Source organism: Citrobacter sp. Cpo012, from assembly GCF_030333015.1.
GTDB lineage: Bacteria > Pseudomonadota > Gammaproteobacteria > Enterobacterales > Enterobacteriaceae > Citrobacter > Citrobacter portucalensis.
Window position 1 is genome coordinate 85,538 of record NZ_JAOWGR010000041.1, and the last position, 26,134, is coordinate 111,671.

A 26,134-nucleotide genomic window follows, 5' to 3' on the forward strand; every position below is an offset into this window, starting at 1 on the left:
TTAACGTTTCGCCTGCCAGATACGAGCCTGATAATCGCGGATGGAGCGATCCGAGCTGAACATGCCGCAACGCGCGGTATTCAGAATCGCCGCCCGGGTCCAGGCGTCCTGGTCACGATACAACACGTCAACCTGCTTCTGAGCTTCAACGTAGGCCGCGAAGTCCGCCATCACCAGATACGGGTCGCCGCCCTGCTTGCCGATACTGTGCAGCATCTGGTCAAAGGCATGCTTGTCGCCATCGCTGTATTTCCCGCTTTCCAGCTCTTTCAGGACAGCATCCAGCACTTTGTCTTTTTTACGCCATTTCACCGGGTCGTAGCCTTTGGCTTTGAGCGCCTTCACCTCTTCCACGGTATGACCAAAGATAAAGATATTCTCGTCACCCACCTTCTCGGCGATTTCGACGTTTGCACCATCCAGCGTACCTACGGTTAACGCACCGTTCAGCGCCAGCTTCATGTTACCGGTGCCGGAAGCCTCTTTCCCTGCGGTTGAAATCTGCTCAGAGATATCCGCCGCCGGGATCAGCATTTCCGCCGCCGAGACACAATAATCCGGCAGGAAGACAACCTTCAGCTTGTCACCGACTTTCGGGTCGTTATTGATGGTTTGTGCAACCTGGTTGATGGCGAAGATGATATTTTTCGCCAGGTAGTAACCCGGAGCAGCCTTTGCGCCAAACAGAAATACGCGCGGCACGCGATCTGCCTGCGGGTTCTCACGGATTTCTTTGTACAACGCCAGAATATGCAGCAGATTCAGGTGCTGGCGCTTGTACTCATGAAGACGTTTAATCTGAATATCAAAGATAGCGTTAGTCGTTATTTCAATACCGGTACGCGCTTTAATAAACTTCACCAGACGCTCTTTGTTCGCCAGCTTGATGTCACGATACTGCTGACGGAACTTCGCATCGTCCGCGTATTTTTCCAGGTTAATCAGCTGGTCGAGGTCGTTAGCCCACTCTTTTTTCAGCGATTTATCCAGCAGTGCGGCAAGCGCCGGGTTGCATTGCTTAATCCAGCGACGCGGAGTAATCCCGTTAGTGACGTTATGGAATTTGTTCGGCCAGAGCTGGTGATATTCCGGGAACAGATCTTTCACCACCAGATCGGAGTGCAGCGCCGCCACGCCGTTGACCGCAAAACCGCTGACCACACACATGTTGGCCATACGCACCTGTTTATTGTGCACCACTGCAAGCTTCGCCCAGACTTCAGCATCACCCGGCCAGGTTTTATCAACCAACGTCTTAAAGTGGTCGTTAATCTCTTTGATGATTTGCATGTGGCGCGGCAGGAGTGCTTTCACCAGTTTCTCATCCCAGCACTCTAACGCTTCCGGCATCAGGGTGTGGTTGGTGTAAGCGAAGGTCTTGCTGGTAATCGCCCACGCATCGTCCCAGCTCATCTGGTGCTCATCAATCAGCACGCGCAGCAGTTCAGGGATCGCGATAGTCGGGTGAGTATCGTTAAGTTGAATGACTTCGTAATCAGCCAGTTCGTGCAGCTTACGCCCTGCCAGATGATGGCGGCGCAGAATGTCGGCTACGGAGCATGCGCACTGGAAGTACTGCTGCATCAGGCGCAGCTTTTTACCCGCGGTGTGGTTATCGTTCGGGTACAGCACTTTCGTCAGTTTTTCAGCGTCGATGCCCTGCTGTTCTGCGCGCAGGAAATCGCCGTCATTAAATTTGGTCAGGTTAAACGGGTGCGCATGGCTGGCCTGCCACAGACGCAGCGGTTGCGCTACGCCGTTACGGTAACCGAGAACCGGCAGATCCCAGGCCTGGCCGGTGATAGTAAACCCTGGCTCCCAGTGCCCTTCTTTGGTGACCTTGCCGCCAATCCCAACCTGCACATCCAGCGCCTCGTTGTGACGGAACCACGGGTAGCTGCCACGATGCCAGTCATCCGGGGCTTCCATTTGTTGGCCATCGGCAAACGACTGACGGAACAGGCCGTACTGGTAGTTGAGGCCATAGCCCGTCGCCGACTGGCCGACTGTCGCCATCGAATCAAGGAAGCAGGCCGCAAGGCGTCCCAATCCACCGTTACCCAACGCCGGATCGATCTCTTCTTCCAGCAGATCAGTCAGGTTGACGTCATGCGCTTTCAGCTCATCGCTCACCGCCTGATACCAGCCGAGGTTGAGTAAATTGTTGCCGGTCAGGCGACCAATCAAAAACTCCATCGAGATGTAGTTAACGTGACGCTGATTTTTTGCCGGTTTCGCCGCAGGCTGGGCGCTGAGTAACTCAGCCAACGCCCCACTCACTGCCTGCCACCACTGGCGCGACGTCATTTCTTGAGCCGACAGTAAACCGAAGCGCTGCCACTGACGCGTCAGGGCAGCCTGAAATTGATCTTTGTTGAAAGTAGGCTGTGACATAGGGGTTCCAGATCCTTAGGTAATAAAACAACGTTATCGCTAGTTTGCCTGGCTCGTTGTTGACATTCCTCATCCTGGCACGGATTAGGGAGGGAGGAGGAGCGGGGATGAGCATAAAAGTGTGATCACCACCACTTAAAGGGGAGGTAATTGCCCGTAAATTCGCGCAAACCCCGCATAACGCTCTTCGGATGACGCATTAGTAACAAAGGATTAATCGACAATATCAAATAGCAATATGACGATGAGAAACAATGTGTAAATAGGGAAATAGTTTCTAACCTGAAATATCTGTGCCGGATAAGATAGTTCACATAAAACTTTTAAGTCGGCCACAAAATTCGGTGATATTCATTAGCTATTTGAGTAACCATATAAAAAGAGAGGGATTTTTCAACACAGTTAAAATAACGACGGATCCAGTCGCCACGCCTGTTGCGACTCTTTAAAGCATTTATTGCAATAGATGTATAGATTTGTGACATAGTGCAAAATCAGACACACAAAAAGTCCGCTTAGCTTGCATAAAACACCAATCTGGCCGACCTTATATCTATTAATTACGAAGCGCAAAAAAAATCATTCTTCCCTATTTTCACACAGTGAAGTGACTAACTTATGTTGATTCCGTCTAAATTAAGTCGTCCGGTTCGACTCGACCATACGGTGGTTCGTGAGCGCCTGTTGGCTAAACTTTCCGGCGCGAACAATTTCAGGCTTGCCCTGATAACAAGTCCTGCTGGTTATGGAAAAACGACGCTGGTTTCACAATGGGCGGCAGGGAAAAATGATTTAGGCTGGTATTCTCTGGATGAGGGCGATAATCAGCAAGAGCGCTTTGCCAGTTATCTGATCGCCGCTATCCAACAAGCAACAGGCGGGCACTGCACCACCAGCGAAGCGATGGTGCAAAAGCGCCAATACGCCAGCCTGACGTCACTGTTTGCCCAACTATTTATCGAACTGGCCGAGTGGCACCGCCCGCTCTACCTGGTAGTAGATGATTATCATCTGATCTCTAATCCGGCCATTCACGAAGCAATGCGTTTCTTCCTGCGTCATCAGCCTGAGAACCTCACGCTGGTCGTGCTGTCGCGCAACCTGCCGCAGTTGGGTATTGCCAACCTGCGGGTACGCGATCAACTGCTGGAGATAGGCAGCCAACAGCTGGCCTTTAACCATCAGGAAGCCAAACAATTTTTCGACCGACGTTTGTCCTCCCCCATCGAAGCGGCTGAAAGCAGCCGAATGTGCGATGACGTTGCTGGCTGGGCCACAGCATTACAACTGATCGCCCTTTCCGCCCGCCAGAACAATCATTCCGCGCACCAGTCAGCACGACGCCTCGCGGGGATCAACGCCAGCCATTTGTCCGATTATCTGGTTGATGAAGTGCTGGACAGCGTCGACCTCGGCACCCGTCACTTCCTGCTGAAAAGCGCCATTCTGCGTTCCATGAACGATGCGCTGATCGTCCGCGTTACCGGGGAAGAAAACGGCCAGATGCGGCTGGAAGAAATTGAGCGCCAGGGGTTATTCCTGCAACGGATGGATGACGTTGGCGAGTGGTTCAGTTATCACCCGCTGTTTGGTAGCTTTTTACGCCAGCGCTGCCAATGGGAGCTGGCGAACGAACTGCCCGAAATACACCGCGCCGCAGCTGAAAGCTGGATGGCGCAAGGCTTCCCCAGCGAAGCTATCCACCACGCGCTGGCGGCCGGCGACGCCCATATGCTACGCGATATCCTGCTTAATCATGCGTGGGGACTGTTTAACCATAGCGAGCTGACGTTACTGGAAGAGTCGCTGAAAGCCCTGCCGTGGGAAAGCCTGCTGGAAAATCCGCGTCTGGTTCTGCTGCAAGCCTGGCTGATGCAAAGCCAGCACCGCTACGGAGAGGTTAACACCTTGCTGGCGCGCGCAGAGCAGGAAATGAAAGGCGACATGGAGCCGACACTGCACGCCGAATTCAACGCTTTACGGGCGCAGGTAGCGATTAACGACGGCAACCCTGACGAAGCCGAACGCCTGGCGAAACTGGCGCTGGATGAGTTGCCCATCGCCTGGTTCTATAGCCGGATCGTCGCCACCTCGGTGCACGGCGAAGTCCTACACTGTAAGGGCGATCTCACGCGCTCTCTGGCGTTAATGCAGCAAACCGAGCAAATGGCGCGTCATCATGACGTCTGGCATTACGCGCTGTGGAGTCTTATCCAGCAAAGCGAAATTTTGTTTGCCCAGGGCTTTTTACAGGCCGCCTGGGAAACTCAGGAAAAAGCATTCCAGCTGATCAAAGAGCAGCACCTGGAACAGCTGCCGATGCACGAATTCCTGGTACGTATTCGCGCACAACTACTGTGGGCATGGGCGCGTCTGGACGAATCAGAAGCCTCTGCCCGTAGCGGTATTGAACTGCTTTCCACTTTCCAGCCGCAGCAACAGCTACAGTGTCTGGCGTTGCTGGTTCAGTGTTCACTGGCACGGGGCGATCTCGATAACGCTCGCAGCCTGCTCAACCGCCTGGAAAACCTGCTGGGTAACGGTCACTATCACAGCGACTGGATCTCCAACGCCGATAAGGTGCGGGTGATTTACTGGCAAATGGTGGGCGACAAAAACTCGGCCGCCAACTGGCTGCGCCACACGCCGAAACCAGAATTCGCCAATAACCACTTCCTGCAAAGCCAGTGGCGCAACATCGCTCGTGCACAAATCCTGCTCGGCGAGTTTGAACCGGCTGAGATTGTGCTGGAAGAGTTGAATGAAAATGCGCGCAACCTGCGCCTGATGAGCGATCTGAACCGCAACCTGTTGCTGCTTAATCAGCTCTACTGGCAGGCAGGGCGCAAAAATGACGCCCAGCGTGTGTTACTCGACGCCCTACAGCTGGCGAACCGTACCGGGTTTATCAGCCACTTTGTTATCGAAGGCGAGGCCATGGCGCAACAACTGCGTCAGCTGATTCAGCTCAATACCTTACCGGAACTCGATCAGCACCGCGCCCAGCGCATTTTGCGTGAGATTAACCAGCACCACCGCCATAAATTTGCCCACTTCGATGAAGGATTCGTTGAGCGTCTGCTTACTCACCCGGAAGTGCCGGAGCTTATCCGCACCAGCCCGCTGACCCAGCGCGAATGGCAGGTTCTGGGACTGATTTATTCGGGCTACAGCAACGAACAGATCGCCGGAGAGCTGGCCGTCGCGGCAACGACCATCAAGACGCACATCCGCAATTTGTACCAAAAGCTCGGCGTCGCACATCGCCAGGATGCGGTGCAACATGCGCAGAAGCTGCTGAAGATGATGGGGTACGGCGTTTAGTTAATGCCTGATACGCAACGCTTATCAGGCCTGGAATTACCTTAGCACAGCTCTAACTGGATATGATGGTCAGCAATCACCTGCATCACACCAGCAGGCGGCAGCGTGTCGGTATACACCGCATCCACCATGCTGATGCTGCCCATATTCACCATCGCGTTACGCCCAAACTTCGAGTGGTCCACCACCAGCATCACATGCCGTGAATTCTCAATGATCGCGCGCTTGGTGCGAACCTCGTGATAATCAAACTCCAGCAGAGAACCGTCGCTGTCGATGCCGCTGATCCCTAAGATGCCGAAGTCCAGACGGAACTGAGAAATAAAGTCGAGGGTCGCTTCGCCCATAATACCGCCATCGCGGCTACGCAGTTCACCACCGGCGAGGATTATGCGGAAATCCTCTTTCGCCATCAGCGTGTTCGCCACATTGAGGTTGTTGGTCACAATGCGTAAATTGCTGTGATTAAGCAGCGCGTGAGCCACCGCTTCCGGCGTGGTTCCGATATCAATAAACAGCGTTGAGCCGTTCGGGATTTGCGTGGCAACTTTGCGGGCAATGCGCTCTTTTTCCGCCGTCTGCGTCGCTTTACGGTCATGCCACGGGGTGTTGACCGAGCTGGATGGCAGCGCCGCGCCGCCGTGATGGCGCAAAATCATGTTCTGATCGGCCAGATCGTTAAGATCGCGGCGAATCGTCTGCGGGCTGACGGAGAAATGCTCCACCAGCTCTTCAGTACTGACGTATCCCTGTTTTTTTACCAGCTCGATGATCGCGTCATGTCGTTGTGTTTGCTTCATTAGTGTTCCCTGAAATTTTGCCGGATGCGCTAACGCTTATCCGGCCTACAAAGTTCGTTTCCGCACATTCATCGTATCGGCAAACGCCATTGCCAGACCCACGGCCAATCCGGCGATATGAGCGCCATTCGCCATCGACATGCCGAATAGATCAAACCAGCCGGCAACAATCCAGATCAAAGCAAAGATAATCAAACCACGCTGCAGGAAAATACCGCTTTGCGGATCGCGCTCGCCGCGCAACCACACGTAGCCCATCAGCGCATATACCACGCCAGACAGTCCACCAAACCACGGGCCGCTAAATTTCTGCTGAACATAGCCGCTCAACAGGGCGCTGATCACGGTAATTACAATCAGTTTTCCACTGCCCAGACGCTTTTCAACCGCACCGCCGAGATACCACCACCACAACAGGTTGAACAGAATATGCATCAGCGAGAAGTGCATAAAAGCGTGGGTGAAATAACGCCAGAATTCAAATTTCAGCGAAGGGTCAAACGGCCATGCCAGCCAAAGCATCACCGCCTGGTCGCCCAGCACGTTCATCGCGATAAACACCAGCACACACGCGGCCATCACCAACCAGGTTACCGGGCCTGCGCGTTCGCGCAATGTGGCCAGGAACGGATAACGCTGGTAGTGCAGACCGCTGTCGGTCTGACCCGACTGCCAGCTTGCCGCGAGGTAGCGCGGATCGCCCGGATTCTCCAGAAATCGCGCCAGTTCAGCATGCACGCGCTCGGCTTGGGACTCATCCGCCAGCCAGACATCCGTTTGCTGATGTTGTTGAATCGTCAGGATAACGCCCTGTGTCGCCATATAATCAACAAATGCCTGCGCCACGCGGGGGTTAGCAAAAGAGGTAATCATCAACATGGTTGCTGTCGCTTATTCCACACAAAAGAGGACAGTATATATATCCTGCCCGTTTCAGGCTGCATCTTTGTTAGCTTACGAACCGTATGCCACTTCTGCCGGAAAATGTCGATGCCAGGCGTCGAAGCCGCCATCAACGCTGTAAACCGCGTCATAGCCCTGCTGAAGAAGATATTGCGCCGCGCCTTTACTGCTGTTGCCGTGATAACACATCACCAACACAGCGGTGTCGAAATCATGCTCGCGCATAAATGACCCCAGCGTGTCGTTCGTCAGATGAAACGCCTGCGGGGCATGACCCATGGCATAGCTTTGCGGATCACGGATATCCACCAACACCGCGCTCCCCTGATGCAGCTTCTGATGCGCTTCTTCGACATTAATACATTCAAACTGATCCATTGCTCTCTCTTCTTTATATGGCAGGTGATGCTTTTCGGACATGTTACTGCTTAGTGTACGTCCCGACGGCAGTTAAACGCCATAATGTTATATGTATCACTGTAAATTGTTTATCCGATGTTACCAATGGCGCGATTCTTTGCTATTATGCTCGATAACGAACATTAATGAGCTATAACGAAAGTGCGAGAGGCCAGCATGGAAACCAAAGATCTGATTGTGATAGGTGGAGGCATCAACGGTGCCGGTATCGCGGCAGATGCCGCTGGACGCGGTTTATCCGTGCTGATGCTGGAAGCGCAGGATTTAGCCTGCGCCACCTCTTCCGCTAGCTCCAAACTCATCCACGGTGGCCTGCGCTACCTGGAACACTACGAATTTCGTCTGGTAAGCGAAGCGCTGGCCGAACGTGAAGTGCTGTTGAAAATGGCACCGCATATCGCCTTCCCGATGCGTTTTCGTCTGCCCCACCGCCCGCATCTGCGTCCGGCGTGGATGATCCGCATTGGTTTGTTTATGTACGATCATCTGGGCAAACGCACCAGTTTGCCAAGTTCTACCGGTTTGCGTTTTGGCGCAGATTCCGTAATGAAACCTGAGATTGTGCGCGGTTTCGAATATTCCGACTGCTGGGTAGACGATGCGCGACTGGTTTTGGCAAACGCCCAAATGGTCGTACGCAAAGGCGGAGAAGTATTAACCCGCACTCGCGCCACTTCTGCTCGCCGTGAAAACGGTTTGTGGATTGTTGAAGCTGAAGATATCGATACCGGCAAAAAATACACCTGGCAGGCGCGTGGCCTGGTCAACGCCACCGGTCCGTGGGTGAAAGAGTTCTTCGACGACGGTATGCACCTGCCATCACCGTACGGCATTCGCCTGATTAAAGGCAGCCACATCGTAGTGCCGCGCGTACATACCCAGAAGCAAGCTTATATTCTGCAAAACGAAGATAAGCGTATTGTGTTTGTTATCCCATGGATGGACGAATTCTCGATCATCGGTACGACAGACGTTGAATACAAAGGCGATCCGAAAGCAGTGAAAATTGATGAAAGCGAAATCAATTACCTGCTGAAGGTCTACAACGCGCACTTTAAGAAGCAACTGGGCCGTGATGATATCGTCTGGACTTACTCAGGCGTGCGTCCGCTGTGCGATGACGAGTCTGACTCACCGCAGGCGATCACCCGTGATTACACGCTGGATATCCACGACGAAAACGGCAAAGCGCCGTTGCTGTCGGTCTTTGGCGGTAAGCTGACCACCTATCGTAAGCTTGCTGAGCACGCGATGGAAAAACTGGCATCGTACTATCAGGGAATTGGTCCGGCATGGACGAAAGAGTGCATTCTGCCTGGCGGTGACATTGGCGGCGATCGCGAAGATTACGCGGCCAAACTGCGCCGCCGCTACCCGTTCCTGACCGAGTCGCTGGCACGCCATTATTCTCGCACCTACGGCAGCAACACCGAATGGGTTATCGGCGAAGCCACCTCGCTTGCCGAGTTAGGTGAAGACTTTGGCCATGAGTTTTATGAGGCCGAACTGAAATATCTGGTCGATCATGAATGGGTTCGTCGTGCGGAAGATGCGTTGTGGCGTCGCACGAAAGAAGGTATGTGGCTGAACGCTGAGCAGCAGTCGCGTATGACCCAGTGGCTGGCGGAGTACATTGAAAAACACCAGCTGTCGCTGGCGTCCTGATAAAAATGCCGGATGCGGCTAGCGCCTTATCCGGCCTACAAGAGTGCATAAACGTAGGCCGGGCAAGCGAAGCGCCCCCGGCATCGTGTGTTACAACCGCACCGAATCAATATGCCAGATGTTTTCGGCGTACTCTTTGATCGTCCTGTCCGACGAGAAGTACCCCATGTTGGCAATATTAATCATCGACTTGGTGGTCCACTCTTCCGGGTGACGATACAGTTCATCAACCTTATCCTGGCAATCAACGTAGCTGCGATAATCCGCCAGAACCTGATAGTGGTCGCCAAAGTTAATCAGCGAATCCACCAGGTCGCGATAGCGTCCCGGCTCCTCAGGGCTGAATACGCCGCTGCCGATCTGCGTCAGCACCTGGTGCAGCTCTTCGTCTTTCTCGTAATACTCACGCGGCTTGTAGCCCTGGCTGCGTAAAGCCTCGACCTCTTCCGCCGTATTACCAAAGATAAAGATATTTTCTGCGCCCACATGCTCCAGCATCTCAACGTTGGCACCGTCCAGCGTCCCGATGGTCAGCGCACCGTTAAGAGCAAATTTCATATTACTGGTACCGGAGGCTTCGGTCCCGGCCAGAGAAATCTGTTCAGAAAGGTCGGCGGCAGGAATAATCACCTGCGCCAGGCTGACGCTGTAGTTGGGGATAAACACCACTTTCAGCTTGTCGCCAATTTGCGGATCGTTGTTGATCACTTTGGCGACGTCGTTGATCAGGTGAATGATGTGTTTCGCCATGTAATAAGCCGAAGCCGCTTTACCGGCGAAGATATTCACACGCGGTACCCACTCAGCATCAGGATCGGCCTTAATGCGATTGTAGCGGGTGATCACATGCAGCACGTTCATCAACTGGCGTTTGTATTCGTGAATACGCTTGATCTGCACATCAAACAGCGATTTCGGGTTCACCACCACGTTCAGCTGCTGGGCAATGAGCGTGGCCAGACGCTTTTTGTTCTCCAGCTTCGCGCGGCGCACCGCCTGATTTACCAGTGGGTAATCGCAGTGCTGTTCAAGCTCACTGAGCTGGCTGAGATCGGTGCGCCAGGTACGGCCAATGTTCTCATCCAGCACATTGGAAAGCGATGGGTTGGCCAGCGCCAGCCAGCGACGCGGCGTCACGCCGTTGGTGACGTTGCAAAAACGAGTCGGGAAAATCTTCGCAAAATCAGCAAACAGCGACTGCACCATCAGGTTGGAGTGCAGCTCGGAAACGCCGTTAACCTTGTGGCTCACCACCACCGCCAGCCATGCCATACGCACACGACGGCCGTTAGATTCATCGATAATCGACGTCCGCCCCAGCAGAGCGGTATCGTTCGGATACTGTTCCTGCAACGTCTTCAGGAAGTAGTCGTTGATCTCAAAGATGATTTGCAGATGGCGCGGCAAAATTTTGCCCAGCATATCGACGGGCCAGGTCTCCAGCGCTTCGCTCATCAAAGTGTGGTTGGTATACGAGAAGACCTGACAGCAGACCTCAAACGCATCATCCCAGCTGAACTTATGCTCATCGATCAGCAGTCGCATCAGCTCAGGGATCGACAGCACCGGATGGGTGTCGTTGAGGTGAATGGCGATTTTATCCGCCAGGTTGTCGTAGGTTTTGTGCAGCTGGTAATGACGGTTCAGGATGTCCTGCACCGTAGAGGAGACCAGGAAATACTCCTGGCGCAACCGCAGCTCGCGTCCTGAATAGGTGGAGTCGTCCGGGTACAGTACGCGGGAGACGTTCTCGGAGTGGTTTTTATCTTCCACAGCCGCAAAGTAGTCGCCCTGGTTAAATTTACCGAGATTAATCTCGCTACTGGCCTGGGCATTCCACAGACGCAGCGTGTTGGTGGCGTCGGTGTCGTAGCCGGGGATAATCTGGTCGTAGGCGACCGCGAGGATCTCTTCGGTTTCTATCCAGCGCGTTTTCTTACCTTCCTGCTGAATACGCCCGCCAAAACGCACTTTGTAGCGCGTGTTGTGGCGTTTGAATTCCCACGGGTTACCGTATTCCAGCCAGTAGTCCGGCGACTCTTTCTGGCGGCCATCAACAATATTCTGCTTGAACATACCGTAGTCATAACGAATACCGTAACCGCGTCCCGGCAATCCCAGCGTTGCCAGAGAGTCCAGGAAGCAGGCCGCCAGGCGCCCGAGACCGCCATTGCCAAGACCCGGGTCGTTTTCTTCGTCGATCAGATCTTCAAGATCCAACCCCATACCTTCCAGCGCATTTTTGACATCGTCATAAATGCCCAGCGATAACAGTGCATTGGAAAGCGTGCGGCCAATCAGAAACTCCATAGACAAGTAATAGACCTGACGAGTTTCCTGAGATAATTGCGCACGGTTAGAACGCAGCCAGCGCTCCACGAGACGGTCGCGCACCGCGAACAACGTGGCGTTCAGCCACTCATGTTTATTGGCAATGACCGGGTCCTTACCAATCGTGAACATCAGCTTATAGGCAATAGAATGCTTAAGTGCCTCTACGCTGAGTGTGGGCGATGCATAAGTAAATGGAGCATTCATATAGGTGATTCCTGGATATCTATTTCAAGCGATAGTAAAGCTCACGGTATGACTTCGCCGCGACTTGCCAGCTAAAATCCATGGTCATGGCCTGACGTTGTACAAACCGCCAAAGCGAAGGCCGGGACCACAATACGAAAGCACGCCGGATCGCGCGTAACAGCGACCAGGCATTACTATCTTCAAATACAAACCCACTGGCGATACCGTCCGCCAGGTTTTCCAGCGAACTGTCAGAGACTGTATCAGCCAGCCCACCGGTGCGCCGCACCAGCGGCAGCGTGCCGTACTTCAGTCCATACAACTGCGTTAAGCCACACGGCTCAAAACGGCTGGGAACCAATATCACATCGGCCCCACCCATGATGCGGTGCGAGAAGGCTTCGTGATAGCCGATCTGCACACCCACCTGTCCTGGATGTTCCGCCGCTGCGGCGAGGAATCCTTCCTGTAATACCGGATCGCCCGCGCCTAGCAATGCCAGCTGTCCACCCTGCTCTAACAACCCCGGCAGCGCTTCCAGCACCAGATCCAGCCCTTTTTGACTGGTCAGACGGCTCACCACGGCAAACAGCGGTACTTTATCGTTGACCTTAAGTCCCATCGCTATCTGAAGCTGACGTTTGTTTTCTGCCTTCTCCTCCAGCGTGTCGCGCGTATATCGCGATGCCAGCAGGAGATCGGTTTCCGGGCTCCAGATTTTTTCATCAACGCCGTTCAGCACGCCGGAAAGACGGCCTTCACGATGACGCTGCTGCAACAGACCTTCCATCCCGTAGGCAAACTGCGGCTCGGTAATTTCCCGCGCGTAGGTCGGACTGACCGCCGTAATGTGGTCGGCGTAGTACAACCCTGCCTTCAGAAACGAAATCTGCCCGTTAAACTCCAGTCCGTGCACATTAAAGAACGACCATGGCAATTGGATGTCATCCATATGCTTTGCATAAAACATGCCTTGATACGCCAGATTGTGGACGGTGAACACCGATTTCGCCGGATGGCCGCGCGCCGCCAGATACGCCGGAGCCAGACCCGCATGCCAGTCGTGTGCATGCACCACATCCGGGCGCCAGAATGGGTCAAGGCCACAGGCCATTTCACAGCCAACCCAGCCCAGCAATGCAAAACGCTGCACGTTATCGGTATACGCAAACAGGTTAGTGTCGTGATACGGGCTACCGGGGCGGTCATAGAGATGCGGCGCGTCAATCAGGTAAATACCCACGCCGTTGAAATGCCCGAACAGCAGCGTGATACGTCCGGCGAAGGTATCCCGACGCGTTACAACCTGCGCATCGGGAATGCCGCGACGAATATCAGGAAACGCCGGGAGCAGCACGCGGGCATCCACGCCGTCCGCTATTTGCGCTGCGGGTAACGCCCCAATAACATCCGCCAGTCCCCCGGTTTTTAACAGGGGGAACATCTCTGAACAAACGTGTAAAACCTGCATTATCGCTCCTGTTTGATCTGCAGTTTGCGTAGCATTTCACGCGTGACCAGCACAATACCTTCCTCTGAACGGTAGAAACGACGCGCATCTTCTTCCGCGTTTTCACCAATCACCATGCCTTCGGGAATAACGCAGGCGCGGTCGATAATGCAACGACGTAAGCGGCACGAACGTCCCACCCACACTTCAGGTAACAACACTGCCGAATCAATGTTACAGAATGAATTCACCCGCACTCGCGGGAACAGAACGGACTGCACCACCACCGAACCTGAAATTATGCATCCGCCAGAAACCAGCGAGTTCAGCGTCATTCCGTGGCTGCCGGAACGGTCCTGAACAAATTTCGCCGGTGGCAGCGATTCCATGTGCGTACGGATTGGCCAGTCCTGGTCGTACATGTCCAGTTCAGGCGTCACCGAAGCCAGATCGAGGTTTGCCTTCCAGTAGGCTTCCAGCGTACCCACGTCACGCCAGTACGGCTCGGATTCCGGGTCAGACTGCACGCAGGACAACGGGAATGGGTGTGCATACGCCATGCCAGCTTCGGTGATTTTCGGGATAATGTCTTTACCGAAATCGTGACTGGAGTTTTCATCGAGGTCATCTTCCGCCAGCAATTCATACAGATAATCGGCGTTGAAAACGTAGATCCCCATACTGGCAAGAGATTTGGTCGGGTCGCCTGGCATGGCTGGCGGGTTGGCGGGTTTTTCAACGAACTCGATAATTTTATCGGTGTCGTCCACGTCCATTACGCCAAACGCGCTGGCCTCTTCAATAGGCACTGGCATACAGGCCACGGTGCAACGCGCGCCTTTCTCGACGTGGTCGATCAGCATGCGTGAGTAGTCCTGCTTGTAGATATGATCGCCCGCGAGGATCACCACATATTCCGCTTTATAGCGTCGAATGATGTCCAGGTTTTGGGTCACCGCATCCGCCGTACCGCGATACCAGTTTTCACCCTGCATTCTCTGCTGGGCAGGCAGCAGATCGACAAACTCGTTCATCTCTTCGCTAAAGAACGACCAGCCGCGCTGAATATGCTGCACCAGCGTGTGGGACTGGTACTGGGTGATCACGCCAATACGGCGGATCCCGGAGTTAATACAGTTGGATAAGGCAAAATCGATAATGCGGAACTTACCGCCAAAGTGCACAGCAGGTTTGGCACGTTTGTTGGTTAAATCTTTTAAGCGGGTACCGCGGCCACCGGCCAGGATCAGGGCAACAGATTTTAATGGCAGCTGGCGCGCCAACATTACACGATCGTTCTTCTCTAAACTCACCATGACTAACTCCTTTTTTATCTTCTCTGGAACACACACAGTCCGTGCGCAGGTCCCTGCCAGACAGCCGTAAGCACCGGATTATCCTCTCCGGCAAATGGGGGAACGGCGCACCATTCCCCTTCAGGTAAAACGATATCTGTCACCTCAAGCGTGGCATTTATTGCAATCAAAAAACGGTCTGAAAGCAGGATTTGCATCTGCCTCGGGCCGTTTTGCCACTCATCCGCACTTAAGGGTTGTGCGTACTTATTCAGCCAACGAACATTGCCATCGCCCTCTTCCCACCAGCGATCACCCGTCAGTGCAGGAATTTGCTGGCGAAGATGGATCAGGGCAGCGGTAAATGTGGTTAGTCCGCTGTTTGCCTGCTGCCAGTCCAGCCAGGTCAGGGCGTTATCCTGGCAGTAAGCGTTATTGTTGCCGTGCTGGCTATGACCATGCTCATCGCCCGCCAGCAACATCGGCGTCCCCTGGGAGAGCAACAGCGTGGATAACAGCGCATGAATGCTGTCGCGCCGCCGCTCAATCAGGTCCAGCGTGCCGCCTAATCCTTCTTTACCATGATTGTCGCTGTAGTTATTGCTAGTGCCGTCGCGATTTTCCTCACCATTCGCTTCATTGTGCTTATTTGTGAAGCACACACAGTCGCGTAGCGTAAAACCGTCGTGCGCAGTCACCAGATTGACCGTCGCGCTGGGTTTGCGACCATCGCGTTTAAACACGTCGCTTGATGCGGCAAAACGCCCGGCAAACTCACCCAACGAGAGATTACGCTGGAGCCAGAAGCGTCGGGTCGCATCGCGGAAATGGTCATTCCACTCGGCAAACGGCGGGGGGAAATTCCCCACCTGATACCCGCCTTCACCAATATCCCACGGTTCCGCAATCAGCTTAACGCGTGAGAGTAGCGGACAGTTTTGGATCGCGGTAAACAGTGGCGCATCCTGACGAAACGCAGGTGTACGCCCCATGACGGAAGCCAAATCAAAACGAAAACCATCCACATGGCAGGTTTCAACCCAGTAGCGCAGGCATTCACATGCGTATTCCACAACGCCCGGATGGCTCAGATTGAGGGTGTTCCCACAACCGGTCCAGTTGTAGTAATCACCATCGTCCCTGATCCAATAATAGCTACGGTTATCAATTCCGCGCAGCGAGAAGACGGGGCCTTCGAGATCCAGCTCGGCGCTGTGGTTCAAAACGATATCGAGAATGACCTCAATCCCCGCTTTGTGCAGCGCTTTTACCGCGTCGCGAAACTCATCAAGCGCACTCTCCGGCGAACAGGCATAGGCCGGATGCAGTGCAAACATCGCTACCGGGTTGTAGCCCCAATAGTTCGACAGCCCCAGCCGCTGAAGCCGTGGTTCGCTGGCAAAATGCGCCACCGGCAGCAGCTCCAGCGCGGTAATGCCGAGGCGCTTGAAGTAATCGATCATCACTGGATGGCCCAGCGCTTTGTAGGTTCCGCGAATCTCTTCCGGCAGCTCAGGATGCAAATACGTCAACCCTTTGACATGCGCTTCGTAAATCACGGTATTGCCCCACGGCGTGCGCGGCGGGGTATCATCCTCCCAGTCATAATGATCGGATACCACCACGCCCTTCAGCGCGATGGTGGCATTATCATGATGATCCGGTTCATTTAGCCCACCGTGCAGCAGCGGGTTATCTTTTAACTCGCCATCCACCCGACGGGCGCAAGGGTCAAGCAGCAGCTTGGCCGGATTAAACCGGTGGCCCTGCTGCGGTTGCCATGGGCCATGAACACGATAGCCATAGCGCAGACCGGGCCGGGCGTTGGCCAGATAGCCGTGCCAGACATCACCGCTACGCCCCGGCAGGTCATAGCGAAGTTCGCACCCTTGCTCATCGAATACGCATAATTCAACGCGTTCAGCGTGGGCCGAGAAGAGTGTGAAATTGACACCATGGCCGTCATACGTTGCACCATGGGGGGTGGCGTTGCCGGTTGCCAGTTGCGTCATTACCCCTCCCTGACCAGCCAGATCGTTGCCAACGGCGGTAACGTGAGGCTCAGTGAGTGCTGACGACCATGGCTGGCGATTTCATCGCTGTGCACCGCACCGCCGTTGCCGGTATTGCTACCGTGGTAATGCATCGAGTCGGTATTGAGGATCTCACGCCATTTGCCTGGCTGATTGATACCGAAGCGATAGCCGTGGCGGGGCACAGGCGTAAAGTTACTGACCACGATGATTTCATTGCCGACCTTGTCACGACGCACGAAAGCCAGCACCGAACGTTCGTTGTCATCTACCACCAGCCACTCAAAGCCATAGGCGTCAAAGTCGAGCTCGTGCAGCGCTTTGTGATGACGGTAGGTGTGGTTCAGATCGCGCACCAGACGCTGTACGCCGTGGTGCCAGTTATCGCCACCTTCCAGCAGGTGCCAGTCGAGGCTGGCGTCATGGTTCCATTCACGTCCCTGCGCAAACTCGTTGCCCATAAACAGCAGCTTTTTGCCCGGGAAGGCCCACATCCAGCCGTAATAGGCGCGCAGGTTGGCAAACTTCTGCCATGCGTCTCCCGGCATGCGGTCGAGAATGGATTTTTTACTGTGTACCACTTCATCATGCGACAGCGGCAGGACAAAGTTTTCGGTGTAGTTGTACAGCATGCCGAAGGTCAGCTTGTCGTGATGGTACTGACGATGAATCGGGTCCAGCTTCATGTAGTCCAGCGTGTCGTGCATCCAGCCGAGGTTCCACTTATACCAGAACCCTAAACCGCCCATATCCTGTGGTCTTGAAACGCCGGCAAAGTCGGTGGACTCTTCCGCCATACTCACAGCACCAGGCACCTGCTCGCCAAGAATGCGGTTGGTATTGCGCAAAAATTCAATGGCTTCGAGGTTTTCACGACCACCAAATTCGTTTGGGATCCATTCCCCTTCTTTGCGGCTGTAGTCGCGATAAATCATCGACGCCACGGCATCCACGCGCAACGCGTCAATACCAAAGCGTTCAATCCAGTACAGGGCGTTGCCCACCAGGTAGTTGCTGACTTCACGGCGACCATAGTTGTAGATCAGCGTGTTCCAGTCCTGGTGATACCCTTCGCGCGGGTCGCTGTGCTCATACAGGTTGGTGCCATCAAACTCAGCCAAACCAAAGTCGTCCGACGGGAAGTGGCCCGGCACCCAGTCGAGAATGACGTTCAGCCCCGCCTGATGCGCGGCATTCACGAAATAGCGGAAATCATCGCGCGTCCCGAAGCGACGGGTCGGCGCATACATGCCGGTAGGCTGGTAGCCCCAGCTACCGTCGAACGGATGCTCGTTAATCGGCAACAGTTCGAGGTGGGTAAAGCCCATCCATTTGGCGTACGGCACCAACTGATCCGCCAGCTCGCGGTAGCTCAGCCAGAAGTTGTTATCGGTATGACGACGCCATGACCCCAAGTGAACTTCATAGATAGAGATCGGTGCATCAAACTGGTTGGCTTTTTTGCGCGCCTCGCTTTGCACTACTTTTTCCGGCAGACCACAGATAAGCGACGCGGTTTCCGGGCGCATTTGCGCTTCGAAGGCGTAAGGGTCCGCTTTGATTCGCAGCTTACCGTTCGCATCGATCATCTCGTATTTATACAGCTGACCATGCTGCGCGCCGGGGATAAACAGCTCCCAGATACCGCTTTCTTTGCGCAGGCGCATTGGGTGGCGACGACCATCCCAGTAGTTGAACTGCCCAACCACTGACACGCGTTGAGCGTTAGGCGCCCAGACTGAGAAGCGCGTACCGGTTACGCCATCCATGGTATCCGCATGCGCACCCAGCGTTTCGTAAGGTCGCAGATGCGTACCTTCAGATAACAGCCAGGCATCCATATCCTGGATCAGCGGGCCAAAACGATAAGGGTCATCAATCAGATTCTGCTGTCCATGCCAGACAACGGCCAGCTGATAGCGAAAGAAATTTTTACGGCGGGGAAGTACTGCACAGAAAAAACCGCGAGAGTCGAGGCAATCCAGCTTGCCGACTTTGCGTCCGGTTTTGGGTTCGATTACCCACACTTCGGTGGCGTCAGGTAATAGGGCGCGGACTTCAAGTCCAGCATCAGTTTGGTGCATACCGAGTACGGAAAAAGGATCCGCAAAATGGCCTGCAATTAGCGCATTAATCACGTCTCTATCGATACGAACGGACATGGTTGTCATCCTGTTTTATGGCGTCACCCCTTCCAACTGATTTTCGACATCAGGTAGTGACACTTTTTTTGACCTGAACGGCGCAGCACAATTGTGCATCCTCTCTGCGTCGTCCCACCTTCAGGCAACAACTTAATACCTCCGGTACTAAGTCACCCTTAAAGAATAGCCAATGCTTTATCTTACTCCTGGTAAAAAATGAAACATCTGCGCTTACTCCTGTATTACGCAAAAAAAGGGGTGATTCCTCACCCCTTGATCGTTAACAAACTATTACGCCAATTGGCGCAGCATACGGCGCAATGGCTCCGCAGCACCCCACAGCAACTGGTCGCCCACGGTAAAGGCTGACAGGAACTCCGGTCCCATGTTCAGCTTACGCAGACGGCCTACTGGCGTGGTCAGCGTGCCGGTAACGGCCGCCGGGGTTAACTCACGCATGGTGATATCCCGATCGTTTGGTACAACTTTGGCCCACGGATTGTGCGCCGCCAGCAGTTCTTCCACGGTCGGAATAGACACATCTTTTTTCAGTTTAATGGTGAACGCCTGGCTGTGGCAGCGCAGCGCACCGACGCGCACGCACAGGCCATCAACCGGGATCACGGAAGACGTGTTGAGAATTTTGTTGGTTTCCGCCTGTCCCTTCCACTCTTCACGGCTCTGACCGTTATCGAGCTGTTTGTCGATCCACGGAATCAGGCTACCGGCCAGCGGTACGCCAAAGTTATCAACCGGCAGTTCGCCGCTGCGGGACAGGGTCGTCACTTTACGTTCGATGTCGAGAATAGCAGAGGAAGGGGTCGCCAGTTCCTCGGCCACATGGCCATACAGATGACCCATCTGAGACAGCAGTTCACGCATATGGCGCGCGCCGCCGCCGGAAGCCGCCTGATAGGTCGCCACGGAAACCCAGTCAACCAGGTCATTGGCAAACAGGCCACCGAGGGACATCAGCATAAGGCTAACGGTACAGTTGCCGCCGACAAAGGTCTTAATGCCTTTGTTCAGGCCGTCGGTGATGACATCCTGGTTAACCGGATCGAGAATAATGATGGCATCGTCTTTCATACGCAGCGAAGAGGCTGCGTCAATCCAGTAACCCTGCCAACCGCTTTCACGAAGCTTTGGATAGATTTCGTTGGTATAATCGCCGCCCTGACAGGTCACGATGATATCGAGCGCCTTCAGCGCATCCAGATCAAAAGCGTCCTGAAGTGTGCCGGTCGCGGTGCCACCGAACGTCGGTGCCACCTGCCCGAGCTGGGAAGTAGAAAAGAAAACAGGGCGAATGGCGTCGAAGTCACGCTCCTCAACCATGCGTTGCATGAGAACAGAGCCGACCATACCGCGCCAGCCGATAAAACCAACATTTTTCATAGCGTTTTTTCCTGCAGAGATGTGTGCTGTGTATGCTAACCAGTATCCTACTGGCCTATCCTTCACCATACAAAAAGCAGCCAAAGTCGCAAGTGAAATTAATCAATGATAGCGAAGCCATCAGTAATGCGACTTATCCCGCTGCGCAAGCAAGCAGAAAGTCCGCGGTAATTATCAGGGAATTTGAGTTATGAATGAAATCATTTCAGCGGCAGTTTTATTGATCCTGATTATGGATCCGCTCGGAAATCTGCCCATTTTCATGTCCGTATTGAAACATACCGAACCAAAACGCCGTCGCGCGATTATGATTCGCGAGCTGTTCATTGCGCTGTTGGTGATGCTGATATTCCTGTTTGCGGGCGAGAAAATTCTGGCATTTCTTAACCTGCGTGCAGAAACCGTATCGATCTCCGGGGGCATCATTTTGTTCCTGATCGCCATTAAGATGATTTTCCCCAGCGCCACCGGGAATAGCACCGGGCTTCCGGCTGGTGAAGAGCCATTTATCGTACCGCTGGCGATTCCGCTGGTCGCCGGTCCGACAATCCTGGCCTCATTAATGCTGTTGTCGCATCAGTACCCAAACCAGATGGGGCATCTGGTGATTGCGCTGCTGATCGCCTGGGGCGGTACATTCGTGATTTTGCTGCAGTCTTCGCTGTTTTTACGTCTGCTGGGCGAGAAAGGGGTTAACGCGCTGGAGCGCCTGATGGGGCTAATTCTGGTGATGATGGCAACCCAGATGTTCCTCGACGGCGTGCGGATGTGGATGAAGGGGTAACGCACTCACTTTACGCCGGGTGTCGGCTTCGCCTTACCCGGCCTACGGTGTTGATATGTGCTCGTTTGTAGGCCCGGTAAGCGCTAGCGCCACCGGGCAATCAGCGCCGTGAATGTGTTTGTGAGAAACACCTCAATCATTTAAGTCTCTGAAAAAGCGTATTTTCATTTCTGCGAAGCGCCTTCCGGAATGCCCTCTTGTCAGCATCACGGATAAGCATTATCTTCTCGCTGCACCTGCAAAATCAGGTGCCAGAATTAGCCTTCTGAACTCCTTCATCGGTGACGCAAGTATTTTTGTGTCGCACGCTTAGGTACACTCAAATGGTGGACCGGGCGGGGGCGTCGCAAGACGCGCCGGTATCCGATGAGGCCGGTAAGGCTAACCCTGTTCGGCTCCACCTCCAGTGAGATTAGCCTCTCCAGTGGTGGATGAAAATCACTCATCGGAGGCTGCCCTATGGCTACTACCCCTCTCTTTTAACACTCTTTATTTACCCTGCCCTTTAGCCATGTCACGGACTTCACCGAGCTGGCAGATAACTGTGAGCGTTTTGTCGAAGGGCTTGTTGAATGTCATGACCCTGTTGAAAAACTGGCGATTTGTGCGCGCCTGTCGGCCTGTCTGGCACTACTACAACCAACCTTAACGGAACCTGTACCGCAGCATCTACAGGCCAGCCTGCCGGTAGAAACCTTACCGACCCGCTCTCCCCTCTTTGAACCCGAACCAGATCAGATGGGGCGTTACTGCCAGCTTTTGACGCATTTACTGATGAGCAAAACGCTGTCTGACGAGATGGAACGCGTGGCGGGCGATTTACTGCAGGATTTGGTAGGCTATTTCGCCGATACGTTAAAAGCGCCGCGTTGGTTGAAAACCGAGGATGGTGTGATGGTGCTGTAAAAAAGCCGGGTGGCGGCTTTGCCTTACCCGGCCTACGGTGTCGATATGTGCTCGTTTCCAGGCCCGGTAAGCGCTAGCGCCACCGGGCAATGCCATCAGCTCAACAGCTGGAAGGCAATCATACCGACAATCGCGCCGACCGTACCGAGGATGGTTTCCATCATAGTCCAGGTCTTCAGCGTTTGCGCTTCGGTCGCGCCGGTAAATTTACCGAACAACCAGAAACCGGCGTCGTTAACGTGGCTGACCACGATAGAGCCGCCCGCGATACAGATAGACAGCGCCGCCATCTGGGCACCGGAGTAGTTCAGTTGCTCAATCACCGGCATCACCAGACCGACCGCCGTTAAGCAGGCCACTGTCGCGGACCCCTGAATGATACGCACCGCCGCCGCCAGCACGAAGCAGGTGATAGCGATCGGCAAGCCCATACCGGTTAACGCTTCGCCCAGTGCAGGGCCAACGCCGGAATCTACCAGTACCTGTTTGAACACGCCGCCCGCACCAATCACCAGCAGAATAATCCCCGCTGGCTGCAGCGCATGGCCGCAGATTTCCATCACGCGGTCTTTTGGCATGCCCTGGCGCACCGCCAGACCGTAAATCGCCACCAGACAGGCAACCAGAATCGCGGTAAACGGATGACCGATAAACTCGAACCATTCGTAGGTTGAAGAACCGACCGGAACAAAGCGTGCGGCGATGGTTTTCAGACCAACCAGCACCAGCGGCAGCAGGATAAGCGATAAGCTGAAGCCAAAGGAGGGCATTTTGCCTTCGCCCAGATGCGGCTCGGAAATGTCTTCCGGTACGTGCAGCTCAACGTAACGGCTGATGAAGTTACCCCACAGCGGCCCGGCGATAATCATGCCCGGGATCGCGGCGCACAGGCCAATCAGGATCATCCAGCCAAAGTCGGCGTGCATCTGAGAGGCCAGCAGCATCGGCGCAGGCCCCGGCAGCAGGAACGCTGCGGCAGCCGCCACGCCCGCAAACAGCGGAATGACCAACTTAACCAGGTTAGTACCGGTATGGCGCGCCATTGAGAACGCTACGCTAATCAGCAGCACAATCGCCACCTCAAAGAACAGCGGCAGCGCGCAAATCAGACCGGCCAGGCCAATCGCGTAATGTGCGCGGCTATGACCGAAGGATTTCAGCATTTTGACGGCAATCTGATCGACCGCGCCGGTCTCATGCAAAATCTTGCCGAACATCGCCCCCAGCGCCACCACAATCGCCAGGAAACCGAGCGTGCCTCCCATCCCTTTTTCCATGGTCGCCGCGATTTTATCGAGCGGCATACCGGAAAAGAGACCTGCACCAATGGATACCACCATCAAAGCAACGAAGGCGTGCATACGCGCCTTCATCACTAAAAACAGCAGTAATAAAACGGACCCTACTGCTGTTAAAACAAGCGTTAATGTGCTCACTACTTACTGCCTTGGTTAATAACCTCAATGGTGCTGGCGACCACACCGTCCAGTGGTTGATCGATATCGACCACCAGTACATCGTTTTCATTCGCACCCGGTTCTTCCAGCGCTTCAAACTGGGTAACCAGCATCTGCGTTTTGAAGAAGTGGCCTTTACGCGCCTTCAGACGGCTTTCGATAACGTCAAAATCCCCTTTCAGATAAATGAATGAGAGGTTCGGGTTACCGTCGCGCAACTGGTCGCGGTAGACTTTTTTCAAGGCAGAACAGACGATCAGCGAAACCTTGTTGGTACGCTGCATCGCAAAAGCGGCGTCATTCAGCGCCTGTAGCCACGGTTTACGGTCGTCATCGTTGAGTGGCTCACCGGAAGCCATTTTCATGATGTTGCTGCGCGGATGGAGAAAATCGCCATCAAGAAACGCGGCCTGCAGTTGATGCGCCACTTCGCTGGCGACAGCAGATTTACCGCTGCCCGATACGCCCATCAGAACGTAAACGTGGTGATCATGATTAGTCGTGCTCAAAGCGTTGCCCCCACTGGTACAAGAATCAGGAAATTGTTACGGGTAACTGTTATCGGTAACATTGTCCAGCCGGATAAATTGAGAAGCAATATCCATTCGTGCTCGAAGTGTATAAGTGTGAGCTACTTCAAACTTGTTGGCTTAAATAGATCCGCCCGGTGACAAGGTGAAACCTAAATCTAACATTTTAGGCGTGACTGCTTCACCACGAATGCGCGCCAGCAGGCGTTCTGCGCCAATGCTGCCCATCCGTTCACGTGGCGTGAGCACACTCGCCAGACGCGGCTCCATCACCTGCCCGATGTCGTGACCGTGGAATCCGGCAATAGCCATGTCATCCGGGATTTTCAGCCCTAAACGCTGGCATTCGAAAGCCGCCCCTACCGCCAGGTCATCGTTGGTACAGAAAACGCCGTCGAGCTGCGGGTATTCGCGCCGCGCCTGACGGATGAGTTCAATACCGGAGGAGTAGGAAGAAGACTGTTCCACCATCACGCTGTACGGCACCAGGTTGGCATCGCGCATTGCCTGCTCGTAGCCTCTCTGTTTGATGATAGTACGTTCATCAAGACGAGCGCCAAGATAGGCTACATGACGGTGCCCGCGGGCGATAATAGCGGCAGTCATCTGACGCGCGGCTTCGAAGTTGTCGAAACCGACGGCGATATCCAGACACGGAGACTGGCTGTCCATCAGCTCAACCACCGGGATACCGGCAACTTCAATCATTTTCAGCGTGCGGGGCGTGTGGCTACGTTCGGTGAGGATCAGGCCATCGATATTCCACGACAGCATCGATTCCAGGCGCTCTTGTTCCATCTCAGGCTTATAGCCGTAGTGCGCGAGCATCGTTTGATAACCATGGGCGTCGGTGACGGCCTCAATGCCGCGTAGCACTTCAGCAAAAACCTGGTTAGTGAGAGACGGTAACAGCACGCCGATAGCGCGGCTGGTAGCGTTAGAAAGGATATCAGGAGCGCGATTGGGAATATAACCCAGCTCATCAAGTGCAGCGGCAATTTTGCCCCGCAGCGCCACGGAGACCTGCTCCGGGTTACGCAAAAAGCGACTGACCGTCATTTTGGTCACGCCCACGCGGTCGGCTACATCCTGAAGTACGGGTCTTTTCTTTTTCATCGTCCTGAAGCGTTAAAAAGGGATAGATTCCCCCAGTTTACCACGGACGTGCGTGAACCTTTGCAGAGAAAAAAAGGAGTTTTTATTGTGATAAATACACAAAATCATTCGAGTTGCATCAAGGCGGCGACGCAGTGAATCCCCGGGAGCGTACATTAAGTACGCGACCGGGGTGAGCGACAAATCTGCCGGGAGCAGATTTGAACGCTGCATACAGCGGCCCCGAAGGGGCGAGGCCTATGGATGGGCCGAGTAATAAAGCCAACACAGATGCGGCTTGAAGGATGACGTGTATTTTTAGACTGGCGGCAGGTCAAACAGTAACACTTCACTGTCGCTGTCGGCATGAATAGAAATTGCCTGTTCATCCCAGATTGCCAGACCGTCGCTGGTGGTCGCTTTGGTGCCGTTAATCGTCACGTTGCCTTTTACCACCTGGATCCAAACGCGGCGTTCCGCGGCAATCTGATGCACCGACTGCTCATCTTTGACCAGTGCCCAACGGTACAGCTCCATATCCTGGTACACTTTCAGTGAACCATCACGGGCATCCGGCGACAGCACCAGTTGTTTACCCTGAGCGGCATCGAAACGACGCTGTTCATAGCGCGGTGTAATACCGTTCTCCTGCGGCATGATCCAGATCTGATACAGATGCAGCTTCTCAGTATTGCTCGGGTTGTACTCCGAGTGACGGATCCCCGTCCCGGCGCTCATAATCTGAAACTCACCGGCCGGAACCTGCTCTTTATTGCCCATGCTGTCCTGATGCTCTACCGCGCCTTCCAGCACGTAAGTCAGGATTTCCATGTCTTTATGGGGGTGAGTACCAAATCCCTGACCTGCATCGATCACGTCATCGTTAATCACGCGCAGTGCCGAGAACCCCATAAAGTTCGGGTCATAGTAGTTGGCAAAAGAGAAGGTATGCCATGAATCAAGCCAGCCATGATTAGCGTGGCCACGGTCGTTAGCTTTGCGTAAGTAGATCATTG

18 protein-coding genes and 1 pseudogene are annotated in these 26,134 nt (G+C 54.2%); 5 read left to right on the top strand and 14 right to left on the bottom strand.

The annotated features are described in order from the left end of the window. Complete coding sequence (gene malP, locus OGX90_RS16635; protein WP_234691886.1) at positions 1-2,394, bottom strand: maltodextrin phosphorylase; 2,394 nt, start codon at positions 2,392-2,394, stop codon at positions 1-3. Positions 2,395-3,012: 618 nt separating this feature from the next. On the opposite strand from malP, the gene malT reads away from it, so the two are divergent. Then, positions 3,013-5,718, top strand: coding sequence for an HTH-type transcriptional regulator MalT (malT, locus tag OGX90_RS16640; protein ID WP_003827634.1), 2,706 nt, complete (start codon positions 3,013-3,015; stop codon positions 5,716-5,718). Positions 5,719-5,759: 41 nt separating this feature from the next. Here malT and OGX90_RS16645 read toward each other — a convergent pair whose 3' ends face one another. The 3 genes from OGX90_RS16645 to glpE all read right to left on the bottom strand — a co-directional run bounded on the left by OGX90_RS16645 (position 5,760) and on the right by glpE (position 7,799). After that, positions 5,760-6,518 (bottom strand): DeoR/GlpR family transcriptional regulator, encoded by a 759-nt coding sequence (locus OGX90_RS16645; protein ID WP_003023499.1) that lies wholly within the window; start codon positions 6,516-6,518, stop codon positions 5,760-5,762. Between the two features lie 45 nt (positions 6,519-6,563). Next, complete coding sequence (gene glpG / locus OGX90_RS16650) at positions 6,564-7,397, bottom strand: rhomboid family intramembrane serine protease GlpG (protein ID WP_032945236.1); 834 nt, start codon at positions 7,395-7,397, stop codon at positions 6,564-6,566. A gap of 75 nt (positions 7,398-7,472) precedes the next feature. Next, a complete protein-coding gene (gene glpE, locus OGX90_RS16655; protein WP_003827629.1) occupies positions 7,473-7,799 on the bottom strand; it encodes a thiosulfate sulfurtransferase GlpE in 327 nt (108 codons plus the stop codon). A 198-nt stretch (positions 7,800-7,997) separates the two neighbouring features. On the opposite strand from glpE, the gene glpD reads away from it, so the two are divergent. Continuing rightward, positions 7,998-9,506, top strand: a complete 1,509-nt coding sequence (gene glpD, locus OGX90_RS16660; RefSeq protein WP_008786343.1) for a glycerol-3-phosphate dehydrogenase — start codon at positions 7,998-8,000, stop codon at positions 9,504-9,506. Positions 9,507-9,596: 90 nt separating this feature from the next. Here the strand turns inward: glpD and glgP are convergent, their stop codons facing one another. The 6 genes from glgP to asd all read right to left on the bottom strand — a co-directional run bounded on the left by glgP (position 9,597) and on the right by asd (position 20,346). Next, entirely contained in the window at positions 9,597-12,044 is a 2,448-nt protein-coding gene (glgP, locus tag OGX90_RS16665) for a glycogen phosphorylase (RefSeq protein ID WP_258736591.1), read from the bottom strand. A gap of 19 nt (positions 12,045-12,063) precedes the next feature. After that, positions 12,064-13,497 (bottom strand): glycogen synthase GlgA, encoded by a 1,434-nt coding sequence (glgA, locus tag OGX90_RS16670; RefSeq protein ID WP_003827622.1) that lies wholly within the window; start codon positions 13,495-13,497, stop codon positions 12,064-12,066. Further along, entirely contained in the window at positions 13,497-14,792 is a 1,296-nt protein-coding gene (gene glgC / locus OGX90_RS16675) for a glucose-1-phosphate adenylyltransferase (protein ID WP_003827621.1), read from the bottom strand. The genes glgA and glgC overlap by 1 nt, the downstream gene beginning before the upstream one ends. A 14-nt stretch (positions 14,793-14,806) precedes the next feature. Next, positions 14,807-16,783 (bottom strand): glycogen debranching protein GlgX, encoded by a 1,977-nt coding sequence (glgX, locus tag OGX90_RS16680; protein WP_153687786.1) that lies wholly within the window; start codon positions 16,781-16,783, stop codon positions 14,807-14,809. Next, entirely contained in the window at positions 16,783-18,966 is a 2,184-nt protein-coding gene (glgB, locus tag OGX90_RS16685) for a 1,4-alpha-glucan branching enzyme (RefSeq protein ID WP_286624334.1), read from the bottom strand. The genes glgX and glgB overlap by 1 nt, the downstream gene beginning before the upstream one ends. Before the next feature lie 273 nt (positions 18,967-19,239). Continuing rightward, positions 19,240-20,346, bottom strand: a complete 1,107-nt coding sequence (asd, locus tag OGX90_RS16690) for an aspartate-semialdehyde dehydrogenase (protein WP_286549248.1) — start codon at positions 20,344-20,346, stop codon at positions 19,240-19,242. A gap of 190 nt (positions 20,347-20,536) precedes the next feature. On the opposite strand from asd, the gene yhgN reads away from it, so the two are divergent. The 3 genes and pseudogenes from yhgN to OGX90_RS16705 form a co-directional block, all read left to right on the top strand. Next, positions 20,537-21,130 (top strand): NAAT family transporter YhgN, encoded by a 594-nt coding sequence (gene yhgN / locus OGX90_RS16695; protein ID WP_003023480.1) that lies wholly within the window; start codon positions 20,537-20,539, stop codon positions 21,128-21,130. A gap of 498 nt (positions 21,131-21,628) precedes the next feature. Then, complete coding sequence (locus tag OGX90_RS16700; protein WP_286624441.1) at positions 21,629-22,036, top strand: hypothetical protein; 408 nt, start codon at positions 21,629-21,631, stop codon at positions 22,034-22,036. After that, positions 22,030-22,209: pseudogene (locus OGX90_RS16705) on the top strand (MarC family protein); the annotation flags it as partial. The gene OGX90_RS16700 and the pseudogene OGX90_RS16705, both read left to right, overlap by 7 nt. Here OGX90_RS16705 and gntU read toward each other — a convergent pair. From gntU to yhhW, 4 genes are all read right to left on the bottom strand, one after another. Continuing rightward, the gene (gene gntU / locus OGX90_RS16710; protein ID WP_060682883.1) at positions 22,132-23,472 is read right to left on the bottom strand and encodes a gluconate transporter; all 1,341 of its coding nucleotides are present in this window, start codon (positions 23,470-23,472) and stop codon (positions 22,132-22,134) included. The pseudogene OGX90_RS16705 and the gene gntU overlap by 78 nt on opposite strands. Then, positions 23,472-24,002: a gluconokinase gene (gene gntK, locus OGX90_RS16715; protein WP_003023475.1), complete on the bottom strand. Its 531-nt coding sequence runs from the start codon at positions 24,000-24,002 to the stop codon at positions 23,472-23,474. Before gntK ends, gntU begins: the two co-directional genes overlap by 1 nt. A gap of 141 nt (positions 24,003-24,143) precedes the next feature. Next, positions 24,144-25,139: a gluconate operon transcriptional repressor GntR gene (gntR, locus tag OGX90_RS16720; protein WP_008786351.1), complete on the bottom strand. Its 996-nt coding sequence runs from the start codon at positions 25,137-25,139 to the stop codon at positions 24,144-24,146. A gap of 297 nt (positions 25,140-25,436) precedes the next feature. Further along, on the bottom strand, positions 25,437-26,132 hold the full coding sequence (gene yhhW / locus OGX90_RS16725; protein ID WP_003023472.1) for a quercetin 2,3-dioxygenase: 696 nt from the start codon (positions 26,130-26,132) through the stop codon (positions 25,437-25,439). Positions 26,133-26,134 lie beyond the last annotated feature (2 nt).